Source organism: Nostoc paludosum FACHB-159, assembly GCF_014698835.1.
GTDB lineage: Bacteria > Cyanobacteriota > Cyanobacteriia > Cyanobacteriales > Nostocaceae > Nostoc > Nostoc paludosum.
The window spans coordinates 1-18,422 of record NZ_JACJTU010000042.1 but is presented as its reverse complement, the minus strand read 5'-3'; the positions used below and the strand labels follow the sequence as shown (position 1 = coordinate 18,422).

General features: G+C 42.4%; 17 protein-coding genes and 1 pseudogene. 7 read left to right on the top strand and 11 right to left on the bottom strand.

All coding sequences use genetic code 11. From position 1 onward, the window contains the following. Positions 1 to 388: 388 nt before the first annotated feature. Positions 389 to 1,723, top strand: a complete 1,335-nt coding sequence (locus H6H03_RS29570; protein WP_190958623.1) for a hypothetical protein — start codon at positions 389 to 391, stop codon at positions 1,721 to 1,723. 277 nt (positions 1,724 to 2,000) lie between these two features. Here the strand turns inward: H6H03_RS29570 and H6H03_RS29565 are convergent, their stop codons facing one another. Continuing rightward, positions 2,001 to 3,056 (bottom strand): isopenicillin N synthase family dioxygenase, encoded by a 1,056-nt coding sequence (locus H6H03_RS29565; protein WP_190958622.1) that lies wholly within the window; start codon positions 3,054 to 3,056, stop codon positions 2,001 to 2,003. A 334-nt stretch (positions 3,057 to 3,390) separates the two neighbouring features. Between H6H03_RS29565 and H6H03_RS29560 the strand changes: the two genes are divergently transcribed. After that, positions 3,391 to 4,047, top strand: coding sequence for a class I SAM-dependent methyltransferase family protein (locus H6H03_RS29560; RefSeq protein WP_190958621.1), 657 nt, complete (start codon positions 3,391 to 3,393; stop codon positions 4,045 to 4,047). Positions 4,048 to 4,052: 5 nt separating this feature from the next. Further along, the gene (locus tag H6H03_RS29555; protein ID WP_190958620.1) at positions 4,053 to 5,273 is read left to right on the top strand and encodes a glutathione S-transferase family protein; all 1,221 of its coding nucleotides are present in this window, start codon (positions 4,053 to 4,055) and stop codon (positions 5,271 to 5,273) included. Between the two features lie 364 nt (positions 5,274 to 5,637). Here H6H03_RS29555 and minE read toward each other — a convergent pair whose 3' ends face one another. From minE to H6H03_RS29525, 6 genes are all read right to left on the bottom strand, one after another. Continuing rightward, on the bottom strand, positions 5,638 to 5,928 hold the full coding sequence (gene minE, locus H6H03_RS29550; RefSeq protein ID WP_073640149.1) for a cell division topological specificity factor MinE: 291 nt from the start codon (positions 5,926 to 5,928) through the stop codon (positions 5,638 to 5,640). A 36-nt stretch (positions 5,929 to 5,964) separates the two neighbouring features. Continuing rightward, on the bottom strand, positions 5,965 to 6,771 hold the full coding sequence (minD, locus tag H6H03_RS29545) for a septum site-determining protein MinD (RefSeq protein WP_096537093.1): 807 nt from the start codon (positions 6,769 to 6,771) through the stop codon (positions 5,965 to 5,967). A 259-nt stretch (positions 6,772 to 7,030) separates the two neighbouring features. Then, positions 7,031 to 8,062, bottom strand: coding sequence for a septum site-determining protein MinC (gene minC / locus H6H03_RS29540; RefSeq protein WP_190958619.1), 1,032 nt, complete (start codon positions 8,060 to 8,062; stop codon positions 7,031 to 7,033). A gap of 352 nt (positions 8,063 to 8,414) precedes the next feature. Further along, on the bottom strand, positions 8,415 to 9,749 hold the full coding sequence (locus tag H6H03_RS29535; protein ID WP_190958618.1) for a four-carbon acid sugar kinase family protein: 1,335 nt from the start codon (positions 9,747 to 9,749) through the stop codon (positions 8,415 to 8,417). Between the two features lie 247 nt (positions 9,750 to 9,996). Next, on the bottom strand, positions 9,997 to 10,659 hold the full coding sequence (locus tag H6H03_RS29530) for a hypothetical protein (protein ID WP_190958617.1): 663 nt from the start codon (positions 10,657 to 10,659) through the stop codon (positions 9,997 to 9,999). A gap of 198 nt (positions 10,660 to 10,857) precedes the next feature. Then, positions 10,858 to 11,322 carry a DUF29 domain-containing protein gene (locus tag H6H03_RS29525; protein ID WP_190958616.1) on the bottom strand — a complete coding sequence of 155 codons (465 nt, stop codon included), beginning with the start codon at positions 11,320 to 11,322 and terminating at the stop codon, positions 10,858 to 10,860. 238 nt (positions 11,323 to 11,560) lie between these two features. Between H6H03_RS29525 and H6H03_RS29520 the strand changes: the two genes are divergently transcribed. Continuing rightward, positions 11,561 to 12,034, top strand: a complete 474-nt coding sequence (locus tag H6H03_RS29520) for a hemerythrin domain-containing protein (RefSeq protein WP_190958615.1) — start codon at positions 11,561 to 11,563, stop codon at positions 12,032 to 12,034. Between the two features lie 190 nt (positions 12,035 to 12,224). Then, positions 12,225 to 13,340, top strand: a complete 1,116-nt coding sequence (locus H6H03_RS29515; protein ID WP_190958614.1) for a Gfo/Idh/MocA family protein — start codon at positions 12,225 to 12,227, stop codon at positions 13,338 to 13,340. 117 nt (positions 13,341 to 13,457) lie between these two features. Here the strand turns inward: H6H03_RS29515 and H6H03_RS29510 are convergent, their stop codons facing one another. The 4 genes from H6H03_RS29510 to H6H03_RS29495 all read right to left on the bottom strand — a co-directional run bounded on the left by H6H03_RS29510 (position 13,458) and on the right by H6H03_RS29495 (position 17,752). Continuing rightward, entirely contained in the window at positions 13,458 to 14,747 is a 1,290-nt protein-coding gene (locus tag H6H03_RS29510; protein WP_190958613.1) for a Glu/Leu/Phe/Val family dehydrogenase, read from the bottom strand. Positions 14,748 to 14,871: 124 nt separating this feature from the next. Continuing rightward, complete coding sequence (locus tag H6H03_RS29505; protein ID WP_190958612.1) at positions 14,872 to 16,077, bottom strand: beta-ketoacyl-ACP synthase; 1,206 nt, start codon at positions 16,075 to 16,077, stop codon at positions 14,872 to 14,874. Between the two features lie 85 nt (positions 16,078 to 16,162). Then, the gene (locus tag H6H03_RS29500) at positions 16,163 to 16,978 is read right to left on the bottom strand and encodes a peptidylprolyl isomerase (protein ID WP_190958611.1); all 816 of its coding nucleotides are present in this window, start codon (positions 16,976 to 16,978) and stop codon (positions 16,163 to 16,165) included. Between the two features lie 204 nt (positions 16,979 to 17,182). Further along, complete coding sequence (locus tag H6H03_RS29495) at positions 17,183 to 17,752, bottom strand: photosystem I assembly protein Ycf4 (protein WP_190958610.1); 570 nt, start codon at positions 17,750 to 17,752, stop codon at positions 17,183 to 17,185. A gap of 77 nt (positions 17,753 to 17,829) precedes the next feature. Between H6H03_RS29495 and H6H03_RS41505 the strand changes: the two genes are divergently transcribed. Both H6H03_RS41505 and H6H03_RS29490 read left to right on the top strand, forming a co-directional pair. Beyond that, positions 17,830 to 17,955, top strand: coding sequence for a hypothetical protein (locus tag H6H03_RS41505; protein ID WP_277926192.1), 126 nt, complete (start codon positions 17,830 to 17,832; stop codon positions 17,953 to 17,955). A gap of 360 nt (positions 17,956 to 18,315) precedes the next feature. Further along, positions 18,316 to 18,422 (top strand): annotated as a pseudogene (locus tag H6H03_RS29490) (photosystem II D2 protein (photosystem q(a) protein)); the annotation flags it as partial.

Below are 18,422 nucleotides of genomic sequence, written 5' to 3'. Positions count from 1 at the left end.
ATGGTTGCTAGCGATTGCTATCATGAACTTCAACAGTGCATTTTAGCTGCTATAACTTGGCTATATAAGTTAGCTCGAAATTTAAGCTAAATACCCCTTAAACACAGGTTTTATGGTGTGATTAATTCTGTCTACACCATAACTGATATCTGTAGTAACTACTGAGTTATCAGCACAGTTACTATACTCGCATATTTTCGGAAAAAAATATTCAGTAATGTAAAAAGAAAAGGTGTACCTAATGATACTTTTTTATCATTTTCTGCAAATGAAGAAATTATTTAGTAAAAGCTTTTAGTTTCTTGTTATACATATAATTATCGCCTGCTCCATTGCTGCATAGGTATTGCTCCTCACATAAGCAACCGCCCCTCTAGAGAGTCTACAAATGCTTAAATCCCTTTTGCTGTCAGGATGGTTCCGCGCCCAACCATTTCTCAATTACGTTGTCGTTGTGATATTGATCGCACCCTTGTTAGGGGCATCCGGTCACTCGGCTCCAGTAAAATCCGAAGTAGTTAAACGAACTTCAATTACTGAATCTGAGCCTGTATCAAAGGAAATAGCTTTAGTTGGGGAACCTGAGATAGCTGAGACATTAACAGTAGATCGAGTCAACTCATCAGCAGAAGAACTCGATTCTGTGCCAACACAAAGCAGCGCTATTCGGGAACCGCAAGTATTACCAGAGGATAAAGAGTATAAAATTGAGTCTTTTGCACAAGCAGATAGTTCTCTCTCAAGCCGCGATTTAAATTTAAATGTTCCCGATCCTTTGGCAGAAGTCGAACTTGCACCATTAACAGATGTTCCTGTTGGTCAAATTAAATTAGTGCAAAAACTCAAAGCTGCTAATATCAAATCTTTGAAAGAAGAAAAAATTTCTTTACCTACAGAAAAACCTTTTACTGAATCATTGATAGCAACTCAAGTAGCACCAATTTTAAGAGAGCCACAACCAACAATAACAACGGAAATACCTAATCCTGAACCAGTTGATGAGTCCCAAGCAGAACAAATAGATCCCATTGGTAGTCCTCATCCTATTCCTTGGAAATGGATTACAACTACTCAAGAGGCTATTAGTTCTAACGGTGGTTCTGGAGTGCGCCACTACCGCAGCGTACCGGTGCTTTCTCCAGATGGTAAATATGCTGTTTATAGCCGAGTACAACTAGAAGTAAAACCCCAAATGTATAACAGCCGTGTCACCAGCGTTCTGTTTGTACAAGATATGCAAACTAAGAAATTGTGGGTGATGGCTTCAACTACTCCTGTTAGCGATCCCCTATTAAAAGCCAAAGCTTTCAAGGCGATGTCAGCAGAAGAAACTGATACCAGCGGTCAGATTGGGGTGTTAGTTCCTGTTAGTTGGTCGGAAAAAGGCGATCGCTTTTTAGCACGCAAATTTGAAGGCGTATTTAACACAGGTGATTCTACAGATAGCGCCGTGATTTGGGATCGGCAAAAAAATCGCGCTAACACTGTTGCTCCCGCTAATGAGGAAAATGACGATGAGAAGATTGCAGTCTTGTTAGGTTGGAGTAAAAGCCAACCCGATCATGTCCTATTTCGTGCAGGCGAACTAGGCGAGGAAAACTGGCCTTTGGTCAAAGTTGCTAATGATGGCAAGACTGTCACTACAACAGAGGACGACCAACCTATTACTTTCGGAAAACAGGTTACAGAAATTTGGGCAGGCCCACAAGTTGCTTATCGATAGTTGATAGAAAATTTGCTCAACTCCCGTTGTCACTTGTGATGGCAACGGGAATTTTTTTATTTAGCTTTAAAGCTATGGCAGGAGGCAAGAGGCAGGAGGCAGGAGGCAGGAGGCAGGAGGTAAAAGTCCTACTATTCTTGGCATTCAAGCTTGTCATTAGACCTCTTGCAAAAGTCCTTATTTTCGACTTCTTCTTTGCGTCTTTGCGCCTTTGCGTGAGACAAAAAATTATTTATGCAAGAAGTCTATTATGTCCTAATCTATAGTGACTATCGCTCTACTTAAAATTAACCGGCTCGATTACTTTGTTAGATAAAACCGTTCGTTGCAACTCTGGAAAAACCTTAGATACCTTATTCAAGACATAATCACCGTAAGTTCCTTGAAAATCGTGAACGCTAGCGCCATCCCAGCGTTGTTTTTTGTCGTCATTTATCAATAACCCGTTTAATTCAATCCGCTTCACCTCAGCATTGAAATTTGGATCGAAAAAGAAGGGGAACGAAAGGCGATGGCGGCTTGACAAATTCTGAACACGATGAGGCGTAGAACGATACAAACCTCCCGTCATTCGCTCTAGCATATCGCCAATATTGCACACAAAGGAATTAGGAATAGGAGATGCAGCAACCCAGCCTGATTTTGATTTCACCTGCAATCCACCTGAATGATCCTGTTTAAGAATAGTTAGGATACCGTAGTCAGTATGTTCGCCAACTCCCCATTTATCTTCCGAATCTGACGGCGATGAATAGGCAGGGTAGTTAAAAATTCTGAATAATATTAGTGGGTCTGCTGTGTAACGGTCAGCAAAATAAGATTCTTCCAGTCCCAAACTTAGAGCAATACCAGCCATCAGCGTGTGTCCAAGGTGGGTCATTGCCTCCATATATTCAAGTACTGTCTCACGGAAGAGTGGAATATTAGCTGGGAAGAGGTTACAACCATGCATGGGAGTACCATCTTGCACTAGTGGATGTTCTTCTCCCAGTTGGGCACCAAAGTAAATACCTTCCTTGTGGTCGGGTTTACCGGATGTTAATTCGCTTCCTATTGGGAAATACCCCCGCCATGCTTTACCACCCAAAGCCATGCGGATTTTTAATTTACTTTCTAAATCCTGGGCAAAAAATTCTCGGCTAAGTAGTTCTAAGCGTTGTTGTAAATCCTCGTCTACACCGTGTCCAACGATATAGAAAAACCCACACTCGCAACATGCTTGTTTAATTTGAGAAGCGACTGTGTAGCGTTCATCTGTTCTAGAAACCAAGGCGCTAATATCAATGATGGGAATCTGCGAAAGCTCTTTATCCACAACTGGTGAGATTTTCATATTGTTATCCTCCTGGTTGTGTGTGGTTTTAGGTTCATCTAAACACGATTATCGCGTACACACACATTGGTCAAACATTTTATCTCGATCGATACGGCGATCGCCAAAGGCTCTGGGACTTGCGTGAAGCTGATTGGATCTAGTCGGTAAGGTAGTGCGATCGCGATCCCCGATCTACCAACGCCATCTGATGCTTAAACCTCACCTACTCTAACAAGGCTTGATTTTACATCGAGTTCTATGGTAGCCTGCGTTCATTCATTAACTACTAATTATCTATCGATTTATCGTAGTTTTATTCTACGGTAATTTGCATAAAATGGGAATCGCCTTTATGCCAAGAGACTGGTTTGAATGGCACGACCTCTATAACACTGAGCCAGTATTGCAACAGCGTCTAGAAATCGTGCAGGAATATATTGGTTATAGTTTGAATGCATCACCTGATGGCTCTATTCATATAGTGAGTGTTTGCGCGGGTGATGGACGAGATTTACTAGGAACTTTAAAAAATCACCCTCGTAAGCAGGATGTTTACGCACGACTTGTAGAAATAAATCCAAATCTAGTTGAGCGTGGACGAGCAACTATAGAGTCTTTGGGTTTAGGCAAACAAATTGAGTTTATCAATGGTGATGCAACTATCGCCGCTAACTATGTAGGAGCAGTTCCAGCAGATATTGTGCTTGTGTGTGGTGTCTTTGGTAATTTGCCTGAGGAAAGCGAACTGAATCGCTTATTGGATAACTTGAGTTTTCTGAGCAAACAAGGTGCTTTTGTTATCTGGACTCGCGGGCATTCTAATGGTATTCCCTACTCTGACAATGTGCGAAAAACTTTTGCTGCGTCAGGATTTGAGGAATTGAACTTCAAAATCACTGCTACAGGAAATATGGGTGTAGGTATTCACCGTTACCTTGGCGAAAATTTGACTGTACCCAAAGAACAACAGTTATTTGTGTTTTCTGGCGTTGCTAATAAAGCGAGATAAAAAATATGTCTATTCAAAATACGATATCCAGCTGGGAAGACCTGTTAGAGACTGCTAGAAAAAATACTTCTGCTCGTAGGGTGAAAAGACCAGGACAATCTCCTTCTACTGCACCAATCCCCATCGGTTTAGATAAACTTTCCCCAAATACAAAACCGCCAGTTCTGCTTTATCGAGATACTAATTCCTGGTGTCCTTTCTGCGAACGAGTTTGGTTTGCACTGGAAGAAAAGGAAATTCCATTTACAACGGAATTCATCGATTTAAGTAATAAGCCCCAGTGGTATATAGACTTGGTTCCCACAGCCCTTGTTCCTGGTGCAACAATTGAGGGTAAGTTAGTCTACGAATCTAAAGATATTCTCCTGGCTTTAGAAGAACGATTTAGCAGTCCCCCCCTACTTCCTGAAGATCCACAGGAAAACGCTATTGCTAGACAATGGGTTGAAGATGCCGAAACCAATGGATTTAGAGAGATTGCCTATAAATTTTTAAGACAAACGCCTACAGATGCTGATGAGTTAGCAAATTTCCAGGCAGCATTTGAAGCTAAATTAGATGAGCTTGAGCAAGCTTTGGGTAAATATCCTGGCCCCTACTTTGTTTCAAGTTTTAGCTTGGTAGATATTATGTATAGCCCTCATCTAGATAGATTAGCGGCTAACTTGCCTGTATACCGCGACTATCACATTAAAGGAAATCCCCGCTTCCCCCGGATCAATGCTTGGTTTGAGGCACTCAATCAGCGTCCTGCATATCAGAGGGTGAAGTCTGATGACACCACAAATAATTTACTTCTGCGCCGTAGATGGGGTGCATCACCGGTGGGAAATCCATTACCACTGGACGCAGCAGCTAGCCAGGAAATCCAATATCGGGCAGAAGCAGCTGAACGACTGAGCGATAACCACGAAGTTGCAATCAAAGATATTCTGAAAAATTCAGGGGTGCAAGCTTTAGCAGCAAATGGTGATATTTCGGCGATCGCACAAGCAGTTGATTTTCACCTCAGATTGCTGGCAGACTATCTAATTAATGGAAATAATGTCCCATTACCTTGGGGTAGAGTTGGTGGAAAAGAAAGTATAGATCCAACCTCAGCTGCTGTTGGAGCCATTACTCTTGCCTATGTGAGAAATCGCATCTGTGCGCCGCGAGATATGAGTGCTGGTGCAGCAACAGCATTTCGGGCAGCAGCAGATAAAGTGTTAGCATCTATTTATTAGGAGGGCAGAATTCAGAATTCAGAATTAAAATATTCTTGATATCTGGTTAGTAAATCTATGCCCATTTTGTAATTTAGAAAAACCATGCCCACGAAGGGTATGGTTTTTGACTATAGCAGTTGAAGCATAGTTTAGGACATAACGCGCTCGTAAAATCCTCAGACAAAGAAACTTTCGCAAGCCTGTTGCCTATTGCTTGCTATATATCACCAGGGAAAGCGTTGAATATTAAGGCTTGTAGCAAAATTAACAAATACGAGCTAGTTAAAGCAATTCGTGATGCTTAAAACTAAGGCGAACGCACTTTATTTGCTGAAACTATAACGTGATTTTAATTTTACAAATACTAAGATTAAAATTACGGCTACTTATCACCTCTTTCCCATTCAGGTATGCCGCCTTTGACCCGGCGGATGGGCAAATTAGCAATTAAAGCTGTGGTTCGTTGGTTGCTTTCTAAAGAAAACTCTAAGCCGTCTGTCTCAACTTCGACATAGCGACAGACGACATCTAGGATTTCTTGCCGCATTTTTTCCAACGTTTGGGGGTCGATGTCAGCGCGATCGTGGGCAATGACCAATTGCAGACGACGTTTCACTTGAGTTCGACTGCTATCAGGGCCACGAGAAAAAAGTTTTTCTAGAAGTTCAATCATTACGAATAGGTCTAGGGCCGAGACTGGGAAATTAAGTTAAACAATCTTTGTCGAGAACAACTTTCTCAGACGCACGAAGAAGTTATCTTGGGAGGAGTCGATATCAAGAAATTCGACGTTTTCCCCTTCCAATCTCCGAGCAATGTTCTCAAAGGCTGTGCCAGCTAGAGAGTGAGTTTCCCCTAATACCAAAGGTTCGCCGCGATTGGTAGATACAATAACACGCTCGTCGTCAGGGATTACCCCGATCAAGGGGATGGCGAGAAGTTCCTGAACATCTTGCACTGACATCATATCATTTGCCTGCACCATTGCGGGTCTGATGCGGTTAATTATTAAATGAACACGTTTAACCCCTTGTGCTTCTAGTAATCCAACTACTCGGTCTGCATCACGAACTGAGGAAATTTCTGGTGTGCTGACAACTAGGGCTTCTTTTGCCGGGCCGATCGCATTTTTAAATCCATTTTCAATGCCGGCGGGGCTATCAATAATTACATATTGATATTTTTGTGCTAATGCATTCACCAATAACTTCATCTGTTCTGGTGTGACTGCATCTTTAGAACGATTTTGGGCTGCTGGCAAAAGTACGAGATTGGGTTGCCGCTTATCTTTAACTAAGGCTTGTTCTAAACGACACTCTCTTGCCAGGACTTCCACCGCAGTATAGACGATGCGGTTTTCCAGCCCTAGCAGCAAATCTAAATTTCTCAGACCAAAATCCGCATCAACCAAGGCAACTTGACGGCCCATTTTGGCTAAAGCCATGCCCAGATTTGCTGAAACGGTGGTTTTACCCACTCCTCCTTTACCGGAGGTAATCACAATAATGCGAGTCATGATAGAAATGCGGTCAATGAGGGTTCAGGAAATATAAAACTGTAAATGCAGTATAAAGTATGAAGTATCGTATCAAGTATGAAGAAATGTCTGAATCTCTAAGGCGAGAATCAGCTATGAGTGCTTTTTTATAGCGTTTTTCGGTTATGTACAATACACTTTGCCACAGGAAAAGGGCTATGGATTAAAGTAGTGTATTCTATCTACATGAAAATCGCTATGTTTTATCCTGATATCCTTAAATCTTTTAAGTAAATATTCAGGGTTGCTTATCGGTCTTGATCGATTGGTTTCTGGAAAAATCAGTAGCCCTAGCAATGCGAATTCCTTGGGGCGTAATATGTGCCACCTCTGGAGATAACTGCATCGGCGATTTTTCTGGTGCCCTAGCCACAGCATCTGCGATCCGCAATTGGGTTGGTTCCATTTGCAAGGCCATAATCAGACACGAAAGATTACCTCCGGCACCAGCATGAGCGATTCCACGTAGACGACCCCAGATGATAATATCTCCATCTGCAACTACAATACCACCTGGATTGACATCTCCCAAGATAATTACTGTACCAGGATGGCGAATTTCTACTCCAGAGCGTACAGTCATTTCCAAATAAAGGGCATCCGCCTGGGGTATGGCTGTAGCTTTTGGCTCTGTAGTTAGCGAAGTTACAGGTTGTAGTTGTTCGACTGAGTAACCAGAGGTGACAGCAGCGATCGCAGTTTGCCGACGACTAGTCGAAACTGATACTAATCGCAGCTGAACATCACTTAAAGCTTCGGCGAGTTCTTGTAGTTGTCTGGCATCTACTAGTCGGTCTTGTGCCATTAGATGCACGGGGGTGTTAGATATGCGGAAGCGATCGCCAGCGTTCAGGCGCTGTCTGGTTTGCTGCCAAATATCAGACCAACTAACTTCGGATGCAGGGACTTGAGATTCCGGCGGTAAAATTAATAACAGTCGTCCCCCTTCACTTTTCAGCTGGACTTGAATATTCTGATTTACCCGCTGTGCTATTAATGGTGAGTCACTGCTATTTAAATCAGTCAATATAGAATTTGCGGAATTTGACTCTATATCTGGCTTTGCAGGAGTTGACTCTACATCCGCAAGCTCAGCATTGGATTTTAAATACAGCAGTACAGAATTTAACTCAGCATCCGGGAGGATAGAATCCGATTCTAAATCGGAAACATTAGCACTTTTCTCTACCTGGGAATGAATAGAGTTTGGTTCTGCATTAGGAGGTGCAGAATTTGACTTTAGATTGGGTAATGTGGAATCAGAAGTCATGCAATACTAGCCAAAAGACAAGGGACACACCGAATAATTACCAATATTAGATCGTTTGCAAAATACGACAACATCCTTATAACATTTTGGATTTGAGATTTACGATTGTGTACTACCAGGTTGAAGCAAGCTAGGCGTAGCGTCTGGGCAAAAAAGCTTGATTAGATAAGATTTTGGGCGCTTTGTATATTGCAATCATTCTTTTAATTAGTAAATAGTTGGACAAAAATAAGTTGATTTGTGGAGAGAGGAACAGGGTTGGGGGAACAAAAAATAATGTGTGTCATTAATTCTGCCTAATGACTTATTAGACAAAAAAGACCTGAGTAGTTCAAAAGGATTATTATCTTGACTAAGCACTTAAAGCTGTTTTAGTCAACCGTTGAAAAATTGTTCCCAAAGCATCGGCATCACCGACATTACCAGGAAACAGCACCACAGGCAAATCGGGAAATTGGGGATGATTGGATGGTGTTAGCACCATTGAACAACCAGGTAAAATTTGACCGAGTAAGCGGGCTGAAGTTAAAGCTAGTCCAGTACTCAAAACATCGTTTGAGGTAATGCCACCCTTACTAATCAAGAATCCGATATCAGATGGTAAACTGCGGACAATATCCATCAATAAGGCTGAAACCTTGGCTCCAAACTCCAATCGTGTCTTGACATCCTGAAAATTTAGTTCCTGACGGCTGGTATAAACCACTGGTGTTTTACCACCCTCATGTATTAACCGCGTACTTTCCTGAATTTCTCCCAGGAGTACAGCCGATTGATTAGTTTGATTATCGAGTAGTCGCGCTACATCTACTTCAATTCCCACAGTTCCCTCTACTTGCAACAAAGCCTCTAACTGCTGAGTAGTTTTTTTCACATGGGAGCCAACAATCACCGCACCTGGTTTGCCTTGGCGCACGTACTGTGCCATGTTTTCAGCAGCGATGGGTTGGGGAGGTAAAGCGGCTAAAGCCGTTAAAATGCTGGCAGCACTACGAAATAAAAAGCGTTTACCTTGGCTTGCTGCTGTTAATATATCTAGTGCAAAGCGATCGAGGTCGGCTTGAGTTTCACCATCAACGACAGCACACTGATTATTACTCAGTTTTAGCAAGCGTTCCAGACTACCAGCGCGAATATCAGCTAGGAGAAACCGTTCTACTGCTTCAGCCTGAATTTGTCCTTGGGTCTTTTCTTCGACGTACTTGGGTAAGTAACTATGATGGTAGCTGAAAACCGAATCACGGGCAAATTCTGTTTCATGGACTGGGGTGGGTACACCATCAATGATTAAATAATGCACGCCCTCACGGGTAATGCGTCCACCTTCAAAGAATGCAGGTACGAGAAAATGGGCATCAAAAGGGCCGAGTTCTTGAGCGATCGCATCTGTTTCAATGGGATAATGTCCGCGCAAGGTAGAATCAGAGCGACTGACAATCAAAAAATCGTCAATTCCTTCAGCTTTTAAAGCAATTTTCAGATTTTGGCAAACTTCTTTGGTCACAGATGCAGCTGACTCTGGTGTTAGGGATCTCGTGTTAGTCAACACAAAGAAAATCGGTGAATCATCCTGTAACCCACTGCGTAAAGTATCCACATCCCAGTGCATTAGTAGCAAGCAGCTGTGGACTGTTTGAGAACCTGTAGGATCGTCATCTAGGACAATTATTTTGGGTTTGTTGCTCATTGAGATGATTTTGGATTTTAGATTTTGGATTTTGGATTGATTTCACAAAGCTATGGGGGCTGTTATCATCAAGGAATTATTGGTCAATCAGGCGATGGTTTTTTTAGGAAATATAGCAGTTGAACCATAGTTGAGAACATAAACTGATGGTAAAACCCCAGCGCCAAGAGACTTAAAGCCTATTGCCTATTGCCTATTGCCTCTTGCCTCTTGCCTCTTGTCATACATCAGCCGAGAAAAACTCAACTCAACTTTTGTGCAATTTTCTAATTTCTGCTTGCACATCGATCGCAATCTGCAATGATTGATTTAAAAGTTGAGCGTATTCACCTGCTTGACTACTAACTTGTAAAGCTTGGAGACTAGCTAAATTATTGACAAATAACTCTTGATTACTAGCAAGCAAATTTTTATTATCTCGCAAAATTCGTTCCGTTTTCAGAGCGCGGACTAAATCTTCTCGAATTAGTTGCAAGGCGGCTGTGACTCGATCTCGGTCATGGATATTGCTTTCTACGTTTCCTGATGCTGCCAATTGGTCATTAATATCTATGGCGCTAACCAGGTCATGATATTTATCAACTTCATCTAAAAGTATTGTCAGTGCTTCAGGAAAGGTCAACTGTCGCCAGAGCGATCGCCCCACCAATATCGGGATTGGCACTAGAATTAGTAAAAGAATTCCGAATTTAATTGAAGACCCAATTGTTGGCAAAATAATAAACGCATAAACAAAGCCAACGATAATTGGCGTTAGCGCCAGCGTCACCAGCATTTCATTAATCAAAAACCCTAATCGCTTCTTGCGATCTCGCAAAACAGAGGGTCGAAAAACGTCTTCTGGGTCGAACCCAGTCAAGCGTCTCAGTTCCCCTTTACTAATTTCCAAGCCTATTAAGTCCGGCTGCACGGCTGGATAACTCCTATGGAAACCCAAGTTGCGTATTTATTTTAATCGGGTTTGGTAGAGAAGCAATAAGTGGTTACTTATGTTTAAACTAAATCTTTCGTTAGAGAATAGGCAGAACATTTAAATTTAGCCATGCATCGTTGAGTCGGGCATTGAGTTAGCCTGGTGTTTAATTATTGTGATATTTGCCAAATGGCATCACTCAGGAAACCAATTTTCATCTAAAATTTGTTCTAAAGAGCCAATGGGTATCACGGGGAATATGTCAATAGCTAGTTGAGAGCGATCGCTTGCTTCTGTCCTTGCATCTTGATAACATTCATCAAATATTTCTAAAATGTAAGGCTTAAGACTAGGACTCTCTTTGAGTCGCTCCTTAATCTCTCTACGAAATGTCCTAATTTCACCCTTCCAATGCCCTTCATTTCGCTCCCGTTCTCTATCCCAGTATGTAAGCTTAAGCAGATGTTCAAAAAGTCGAATCAACAAACTTTTTATCCCTCGCTTTTCGCTTCTACCCATAGTTTCTAATTCTTCGAGCAAATTATCTAAATCCACAGCAGAAAACTGTCCTGCGCGAAGTTGATTGATTGTTGTCCTCAGCCAAAGGTAATAATCTTGGTCGTATAAAGTCTGAGTTGTTGGTTGTATTTGTATCACCATAAACTTGTTTAGCTCCTAGTAGTAGTTGTGGCTGCTAATACTACATACTCATTATCCCTCATGCCGAGGTTATGAATTTCAGTCAAGCTGCAATGCCATAAATATTCCTTAAGTCTAAACAAAAGCTTACTAAAAGAATGAGGTTTTAATTTGTCAAATTTTTGAGAATATTACGAGAACCTATAGTTCGACCTCTACATTTTCAGCCCTATAAATCGATTATTACTGAGGGATAAAAATGGCTAAGACTAAAGCAACAGACATTCTCTCACTAATTGAAGCAGAGCATCGTCAAGTTGAGCAACTTTTTGCACAAGCTGAAAAAGCGAAGGGAAGTAAATTACAAGAACACTTCAATCAACTATATAAAGCACTGAATTTACATGCTAGAACTGAAGAATTAGTCTTCTACCCAGCTTTGCGAGAATACGATGAAACTGAACAATATGTTGAAGAAGCTGAAGAAGAGCATGAAGAAGTTTCTTTAATTTTGGAAGAAATTAAGGTTCTTAAGCCTACTGCTCCTGAGTTTAAAGAAAAAATGAGTGAATTAAAAGAAGCAGTTCAGTACCATGTGGAAGAGGAAGAAAGCGAAATTTTTGCTGCTGTCCGCGAGTGTATGGATGAGCAAGAGCTAACTGAATTAGGTCAGGAATTTCAGAAAACTAAAGCTCAATTAGAACCAGAAATTGAAGCCGCCTTAGCGAGATAATGTAACATTCAGAATTCCACATCAAAATCAGTCTTGTAAACAATTAAAACCTCGACTCGCAAGCACCAGTAAATCTCAATCTGGTGTCTTTACATTTATTCGTCTTCCACTTGGAATGCTATTTATTCGAGATTTTTTTGATAGCTAGTCCATTAAAATTCACAAAATTTGTTCATCAATAGGTACAAAAATGACTGCTACAAATGGTAAGCGTAAAATTCGTTATGCTGTTGTTGGTTTAGGTTGGTTTGCTCAAGATGCTGCTTTACCTTCCTTTGCCCACGCGGAAAACTCAGAATTAGTTGCACTAGTCTCTGATGACCCCACTAAAAGAGAAGAATTGAGCAAAAAGTACGGCATAAAACTGACTTATTCATACGAAGAGTATGAAAACTGTCTGACAAGTGGTGAGGTTGATGCAGTTTATATTGCCTTGCCCAATCACTTGCATCGTGAATACGTTGTACGGGCTGCTAATCAGGCAATTCATGTGTTGTGTGAAAAGCCAATGGCTGTCACCGAACAAGAATGTGAGGAAATGATTAAAGCTGCCAATGATAACGGCGTGAAACTGATGATTGCCTACCGCTTACATTTGGAAGAAGCAAATTTACAAGCGGTAGAAATTCTCCGTTCAAAGCAAATTGGCGAACCACGAATTTTCAATTCTGTTTTTACTCAACAAGTACAAGAAGGGAATATTCGTCTACGAAATGTAACAGGTGGTGGAACGCTCGACGACATTGGCATTTACTGTATTAATGCTGCGCGTTATCTATTTCAAGATGAACCAATCGAAGTATTTGCTGTAGCTGCTAATAAGGGAGAACAACGCTTCAGCGAAGTTGAAGAAATGACTAGTGTCATCTTACGTTTCCCCAATGAACGATTGGCAACCTTTACCTGTAGCTTTGGGGCAGCTAGTGTTGCAACTTATCAAATTGTAGGTACTAAAGGAGATCTGCGAGTACAACCTGCCTATCCTTGGCAGGGAGAAATCAAGCATTACTTAACAATTAATGGTGAGACTCAAGAGCGTACCTTTGAAGATCGCGATCAATTAGCAGCTGAATTCACTTACTTCTCTAATTGTATTCTTGAAGATAAAGATCCAGAACCATCTGGGATTGAAGGGTTGATTGATGTTAGTATCATTCAAGCGCTTTACGAGTCAATTAAGATTGGTCAACCCGTAAAAATAGAAACTCGCGCTCGCCATCAACGTCCCACATCATCTCAAAGTATTAAGCGTCCTCCTGCTGGCGAAAGTCCAGACTTAATTCATGCTGCTACACCTTCTGGTTAGTCATCAAGCTTAAGTATCTTTGACACACACAAATCAAAAGTTATTGTAGGGGCACAATATATTGTGCCCCTACTCATATCGTCTATTTAATTGAAAACCGTTGCATATTCCTAAACCTTAAGGATAAAGACCCCTGTCAGTCAGGGCTTGAGCCACTCTACCTACTCCCAGTGTATAAGCTGCCAACCTCAAAGAAACTTGCCGTTTCTTCGACTGCTGAATCACTTGGCGGTAAGCGTGCACCATCAAATGTTCCATTTCGCGGTTGACACGTTCTTCATCCCAAAATACGTAAGAAAGACCCTGCACCCATTCCAAATAACTCACTACTACACCGCCAGCATTGGCCAAAATATCTGGTAGCACCGTCACACCCCGCGCCTCTAAGGACAAGCTAGCCTCAAGAGTCACCGGGCCGTTAGCCGCTTCCGCAACAATCTGCGCTTGCACCTGATTCGCATTTTCTTCAGTGATTTGGTTCTCCAAAGCTGCTGGTATCAAGACATCGCAAGGCAAAGTTAATAAATCTGCATTGCTAATTGCTACTGCTTCTGGAAAACCGACTATACTCTTGTGATTTTCGGCGGCGTAGACTTTTAACTTGGGAATATCAAGACCATCTTCGGAAAATAGTCCCCCAGTACTCGTAGAAACAGCGATAATTTTCGCTCCCGCTTCATATAGTAATTCAGCTGCCGCACCGCCAACATTACCAAAACCTTGGATGGCTACTCGCACTCCCACCAAAGATTTACCTTGGTCTGCTAGCGCTTCTCGTACAATAATCATCGCCCCGCGCCCAGTTGCCATTTCCCGTCCTCTGGAACCACCGACAGAAAGCGGCTTCCCAGTGACAACCCCTGGTACAGCATGACCGACATTCACGGAGTAAGTATCCATCATCCAAGCCATTTCACGGGCAGAAGTACCCATGTCTGGTGCAGGAATATCGACGGAAGGCCCAATATCTTTAATTAACTCGCTGATATAACGACGGCTGATCCGTTCTAGTTCCCCAACACTATAACGTTTTGGATCGATCGCAATACCACCCTTACCGCCACCGTAAGGAATACCCAATAGGGCACATTTCCAAGTCATTAGCATTGCTAGGGCTGAAACTTCCCGCAATGTCACAGCCGGATGATAACGTATTCCACCTTTGTAGGGGCCTAAAACATCAGAGTGCTGCACCCGATGTCCAGCGAAAACTTTTATTTCTCCGTTATCTAGTTTCACAGGAACTGAAACTGTTACCACTTTGCGTGGATGGCTGAGAATTTCTATCAATCCCGGATCTAACCTTAATTCCTTAGCCGCAGCTTCGAGGTAACTACAGGCTTGATCGAATGGACAAATATGCGCTGGAGAAGCAGGTTCCAACGGCAACACAGATGCTAAAGTCATAAAATTTTCTCCCAATCGCGGTCTTTGCGCGAACCGGATCTTATATATTGCCTAGCTTACCCTCTTTTTTAGAAAAATAGGAATTTTGTAGTTTTTGTTACAGTTTTCTTGAAGAAGATATGCATTAAAAGTTGCCATTAGACAATCGCTTTCCTAAAGCGATCGCTGCATTCTGTCCACCAAAGCCAAAACTCAAACATAAAGCATGGCTAATATTACTGAGATTTGCTGCTGTAATTAAGTTTAAATCAAACTCTGGTTGTTGCAAGCCAACGCAAGGCGGTAATATTTGATGCTTTAAAGCCATCAGCGAAAATGCCATACCTAAGGCTCCAGATGCTCCAAGTGTATGACCTGAGCTTCCCTTAGTGGAGCTAACTGCTACGCCTTGGGGAAACAAATGCTGGATTACCATGCTCTCCATTTGGTCATTTAGCTGGGTAGCTGTGCCATGAGCATGAATGTAATTAATATCAGCTGGCGATAAACAACTACGTTCTAGACATTGTTTGATAGCAGCGATCGCACTTTTTCCCTCAGGTTCGGGAGAATTAGTATGATATGCGTCGTTGGTTAAGCCGAAACCGAGAATTTCACCATACACTTTTGCTTGACGCTGTTTTGCCAACTCTGCTGATTCCAAGACAAACACAGCTGCGCCTTCGCCCAAAACTAAGCCTTCTCGATGGACATCAAAAGGATAAGCGCCAGTTTTTGCCAAAGCACCCATCTGCTGAAATCCTGCCAAAGTCAAAGGTGTAATTGGTGCTTCCACTGCGCCTGCGATCGCTCTTTGACATTGCCCAGTTTGTATAAGTAAAGCTGCTTGGGCAATAGATAAAATTCCAGTAGCACAAGCTACCATTGGCGCCAAGACTATCCCAGACGCACCAATTTGTCGCGCAGTGGCGATAGCGTTCATGTGAGGCAATGTATCAAGCCAATTTTCTAAACATGACGCGGGGACACGGGGACGCGGGGACGAGGAGAAATTCTGTGCGTCTTTTTCAGTGGCTGTGTCCTCATACATCTGCCGCGCCAAGACTTCCCAAGATGCTTGATGAGAGCGACTTGAGCCAATAACTACAGCACAATCCGCTAAAGGTGGAAATAAGCCAGCATCTTGCAAAGCAGAAGTAACAACCAACTGAGTTAGCATTGCCAAATCAGTTGGCTTTTGACCAATCAAACCCATAGGAAATGGTCTAAGTTCTGGAAATGGTTGAAGTAATCTAATTCCAGATTTACCTGCTAGCAAATTTTGCCAACTTTCCTCTAAACTTCCACCCAAAGCAGAAACTAGACCAATACCAGTAACAACTACTTTCACAAATTTGGGAATTAGGAGACGCGATGAATCGCGTCTCTACAAGAGTGATGAATTATTCTCCTTGTCCCCTCTGCTTTCTATCCTCTTACTGTGCTGGTGTTTTCAAATTTTCGGCACCTTGGGTAACTTTAGCAGAGTCAATGCGATCGCCTTGCTGAATTTTGTTGACTACATCAAAGCCTTGAGTAACATTGCCAAATACTGCGTATTTACCATCCAGGAATCCTATATCTGCTAGAGCAAAATAAAACTGTGAAGAAGCAGAGTCTGGTTGTTGCGATCGCGCCATTGCTACCGCACCTTGCTTATGGGGCAATACAACCGGTTGAGCAGTAGCATCAAATGTTTGATTGTAAATCGGTGTATTTGAGCCTTTTGGCTTAATTTCTAAGGGTATATAGCGAGCATTTCCCGTTTTTGGGTCAATATAACTACCCGTTCCCAATTGATCTACGGGAAAATTTGGGTCTTTGCTTTGAGGGTCGCCGCCTTGAACCACAAAAGGCTGGGGTTGTTCTGGAGTTCCGCGTTCGACTCTATGGAAAGCTAAGCCATTGTAGACACCTCTTTGCACTAAATCTACAAAGTTGCCAGCTGTAATTGGGGCATTTGTACCGTCTACTTCGATAGTAATCGGTGAGCCTTTAACTGTAAGTACTACAGTAGCCTTGCCTTCGAGCCTTGGTAAATTGGCGAATCCAGGAACACTCTCATTAGTACTTTGAGATACAGGCGTTGCTTCAGTAGTTGTCTTAGTAGTTGCCTCACTTGCGTTTGAGGTAGCTGCCGATGTTGGGGAAGAAGTGCTATTAGAAGCGACTTGCTGTGTTGAACATGCTCCCAACATCAAGGCACTGGCGATCGCAACAGAAAGCAAAAATTGTGAAATTTTCAACCGCATTGCTAGTTACTGATTCAACTTAAGTATCTTATCCTTTTAAAGGGAATTGAGCATTGGATAAAGAGGAGGCAGAAGGCAGGAGGCAGAAGGCAGAAGTTTTTTAATGCGTGAATTTTGAATTTTGAGTTGGTTTGTCTCCCTCATCTCCCCACTCCTACTCCCCATCCCCTAATCCCCAGTCACCAGTCCCCAGTACCCAGTCCCTCAAAGCCCTTCTAACGATACTCCCAAAAAGCGAGCTAGCTTTGCGCCTTCTGTTTCTAACTCTGTTAAAGATAATGGTTGTCCAACCCTTGTTAGGGGTATATCTCGCCGATTTTTAACGCGGAGATAGAGGGCACGAAGGGGATTAATACCTTCTTTGACAGCTATTCGCACAGACTGAACATCTTCTATGCGACCATCAATTTCAATGCGACGGTTTTTGCCAGGAAATCCCCAACGAAATATTTTAAATGTCCCGGTTTCCTGATTAAACTCGTTGTAACCGCCTCCCACATCCCATAAAATCACTAACCATAAGTACGTGGCTAGTAGCAAGCCAGCAGTGCCATATAATCCCATCACCAATCCTTGAGGGAGGAATATCAGTTGAGTTGGATCGGTAACTATGAGTAAATTAATTTTTAGGTAACTGGATATGCCAGCCAGTAGAAAGCCTGTTGCTCCTAAGGTAACGATAGTTGCCCACCAGTAGTTACTAAACCGACGAGAACCGAGAACGTTTTGATGTAGCAGGCGATCGCCTTTGTTAATCGTTGTTGATGCCGTCATTGAACTACCATTGCCTGTGAGATACTCTCTTTAAAAGTCTGCCATTGAATCGGGATATATTGCAACTGGATTAGGGCATGGGGCATAGGGCATGGCGGATGGGGATGAGGAGGAGAAAATTCCTAACTCTTAACTCCCCACTCCTAACTCCCAATGCCCAATGCCCCATACCCTATGCCCAATTCCCAATTACAATTGTTTAGATTTCTGAGAAAACTTGTGTCAAATTGTAAAAATTCTGATATTCATATATAAATATACGTTCGTGTTGAATACCCGATCCGCTTGCGTGTGTCTGGCCAAAACCGAACTAATATGATAAGTTAAGAATCATTAAGTTACCACAAGCTAAGTTACTAGCCAGTGGTACGTGTAATGGCATAGCTCTGAGAAATGCTGACTTCACTAGACAGCAAGTTCTCAGAAATTCAGTAGCTTTATAGGCTGTTGAAATTGTCAAAAAAACGTTAATTCCTCACAGCAGTCGCTGAGAAAGCAAAGCTTTAAGGTGGCGCTGGTTCAAAAACGTTGCAATTTTAGTAAAAAAAGAGGATTTTAGTCCGATGACCATCGCAGTTGGACGCGCCCCAAGTACAAGAGGGTGGTTTGACGTAGTAGACGACTGGCTCAAGCGCGATCGCTTTGTATTCGTAGGTTGGTCAGGATTACT

Coding starts and splice junctions, on each gene's coding strand:
- H6H03_RS29570 (WP_190958623.1), top strand. CDS start 389: ATGCTTAAATCCCTTTTGCTGTCAGGATGGTTCCGCGCCCAACCATTT.
- H6H03_RS29565 (WP_190958622.1), bottom strand. CDS start 3,056: ATGAAAATCTCACCAGTTGTGGATAAAGAGCTTTCGCAGATTCCCATC.
- H6H03_RS29560 (WP_190958621.1), top strand. CDS start 3,391: ATGCCAAGAGACTGGTTTGAATGGCACGACCTCTATAACACTGAGCCA.
- H6H03_RS29555 (WP_190958620.1), top strand. CDS start 4,053: ATGTCTATTCAAAATACGATATCCAGCTGGGAAGACCTGTTAGAGACT.
- minE (WP_073640149.1), bottom strand. CDS start 5,928: ATGATTGAACTTCTAGAAAAACTTTTTTCTCGTGGCCCTGATAGCAGT.
- minD (WP_096537093.1), bottom strand. CDS start 6,771: ATGACTCGCATTATTGTGATTACCTCCGGTAAAGGAGGAGTGGGTAAA.
- minC (WP_190958619.1), bottom strand. CDS start 8,062: ATGACTTCTGATTCCACATTACCCAATCTAAAGTCAAATTCTGCACCT.
- H6H03_RS29535 (WP_190958618.1), bottom strand. CDS start 9,749: ATGAGCAACAAACCCAAAATAATTGTCCTAGATGACGATCCTACAGGT.
- H6H03_RS29525 (WP_190958616.1), bottom strand. CDS start 11,322: ATGGTGATACAAATACAACCAACAACTCAGACTTTATACGACCAAGAT.
- H6H03_RS29520 (WP_190958615.1), top strand. CDS start 11,561: ATGGCTAAGACTAAAGCAACAGACATTCTCTCACTAATTGAAGCAGAG.
- H6H03_RS29515 (WP_190958614.1), top strand. CDS start 12,225: ATGACTGCTACAAATGGTAAGCGTAAAATTCGTTATGCTGTTGTTGGT.
- H6H03_RS29510 (WP_190958613.1), bottom strand. CDS start 14,747: ATGACTTTAGCATCTGTGTTGCCGTTGGAACCTGCTTCTCCAGCGCAT.
- H6H03_RS29500 (WP_190958611.1), bottom strand. CDS start 16,978: ATGCGGTTGAAAATTTCACAATTTTTGCTTTCTGTTGCGATCGCCAGT.
- H6H03_RS29495 (WP_190958610.1), bottom strand. CDS start 17,752: ATGACGGCATCAACAACGATTAACAAAGGCGATCGCCTGCTACATCAA.
- H6H03_RS41505 (WP_277926192.1), top strand. CDS start 17,830: ATGGGGCATAGGGCATGGCGGATGGGGATGAGGAGGAGAAAATTCCTA.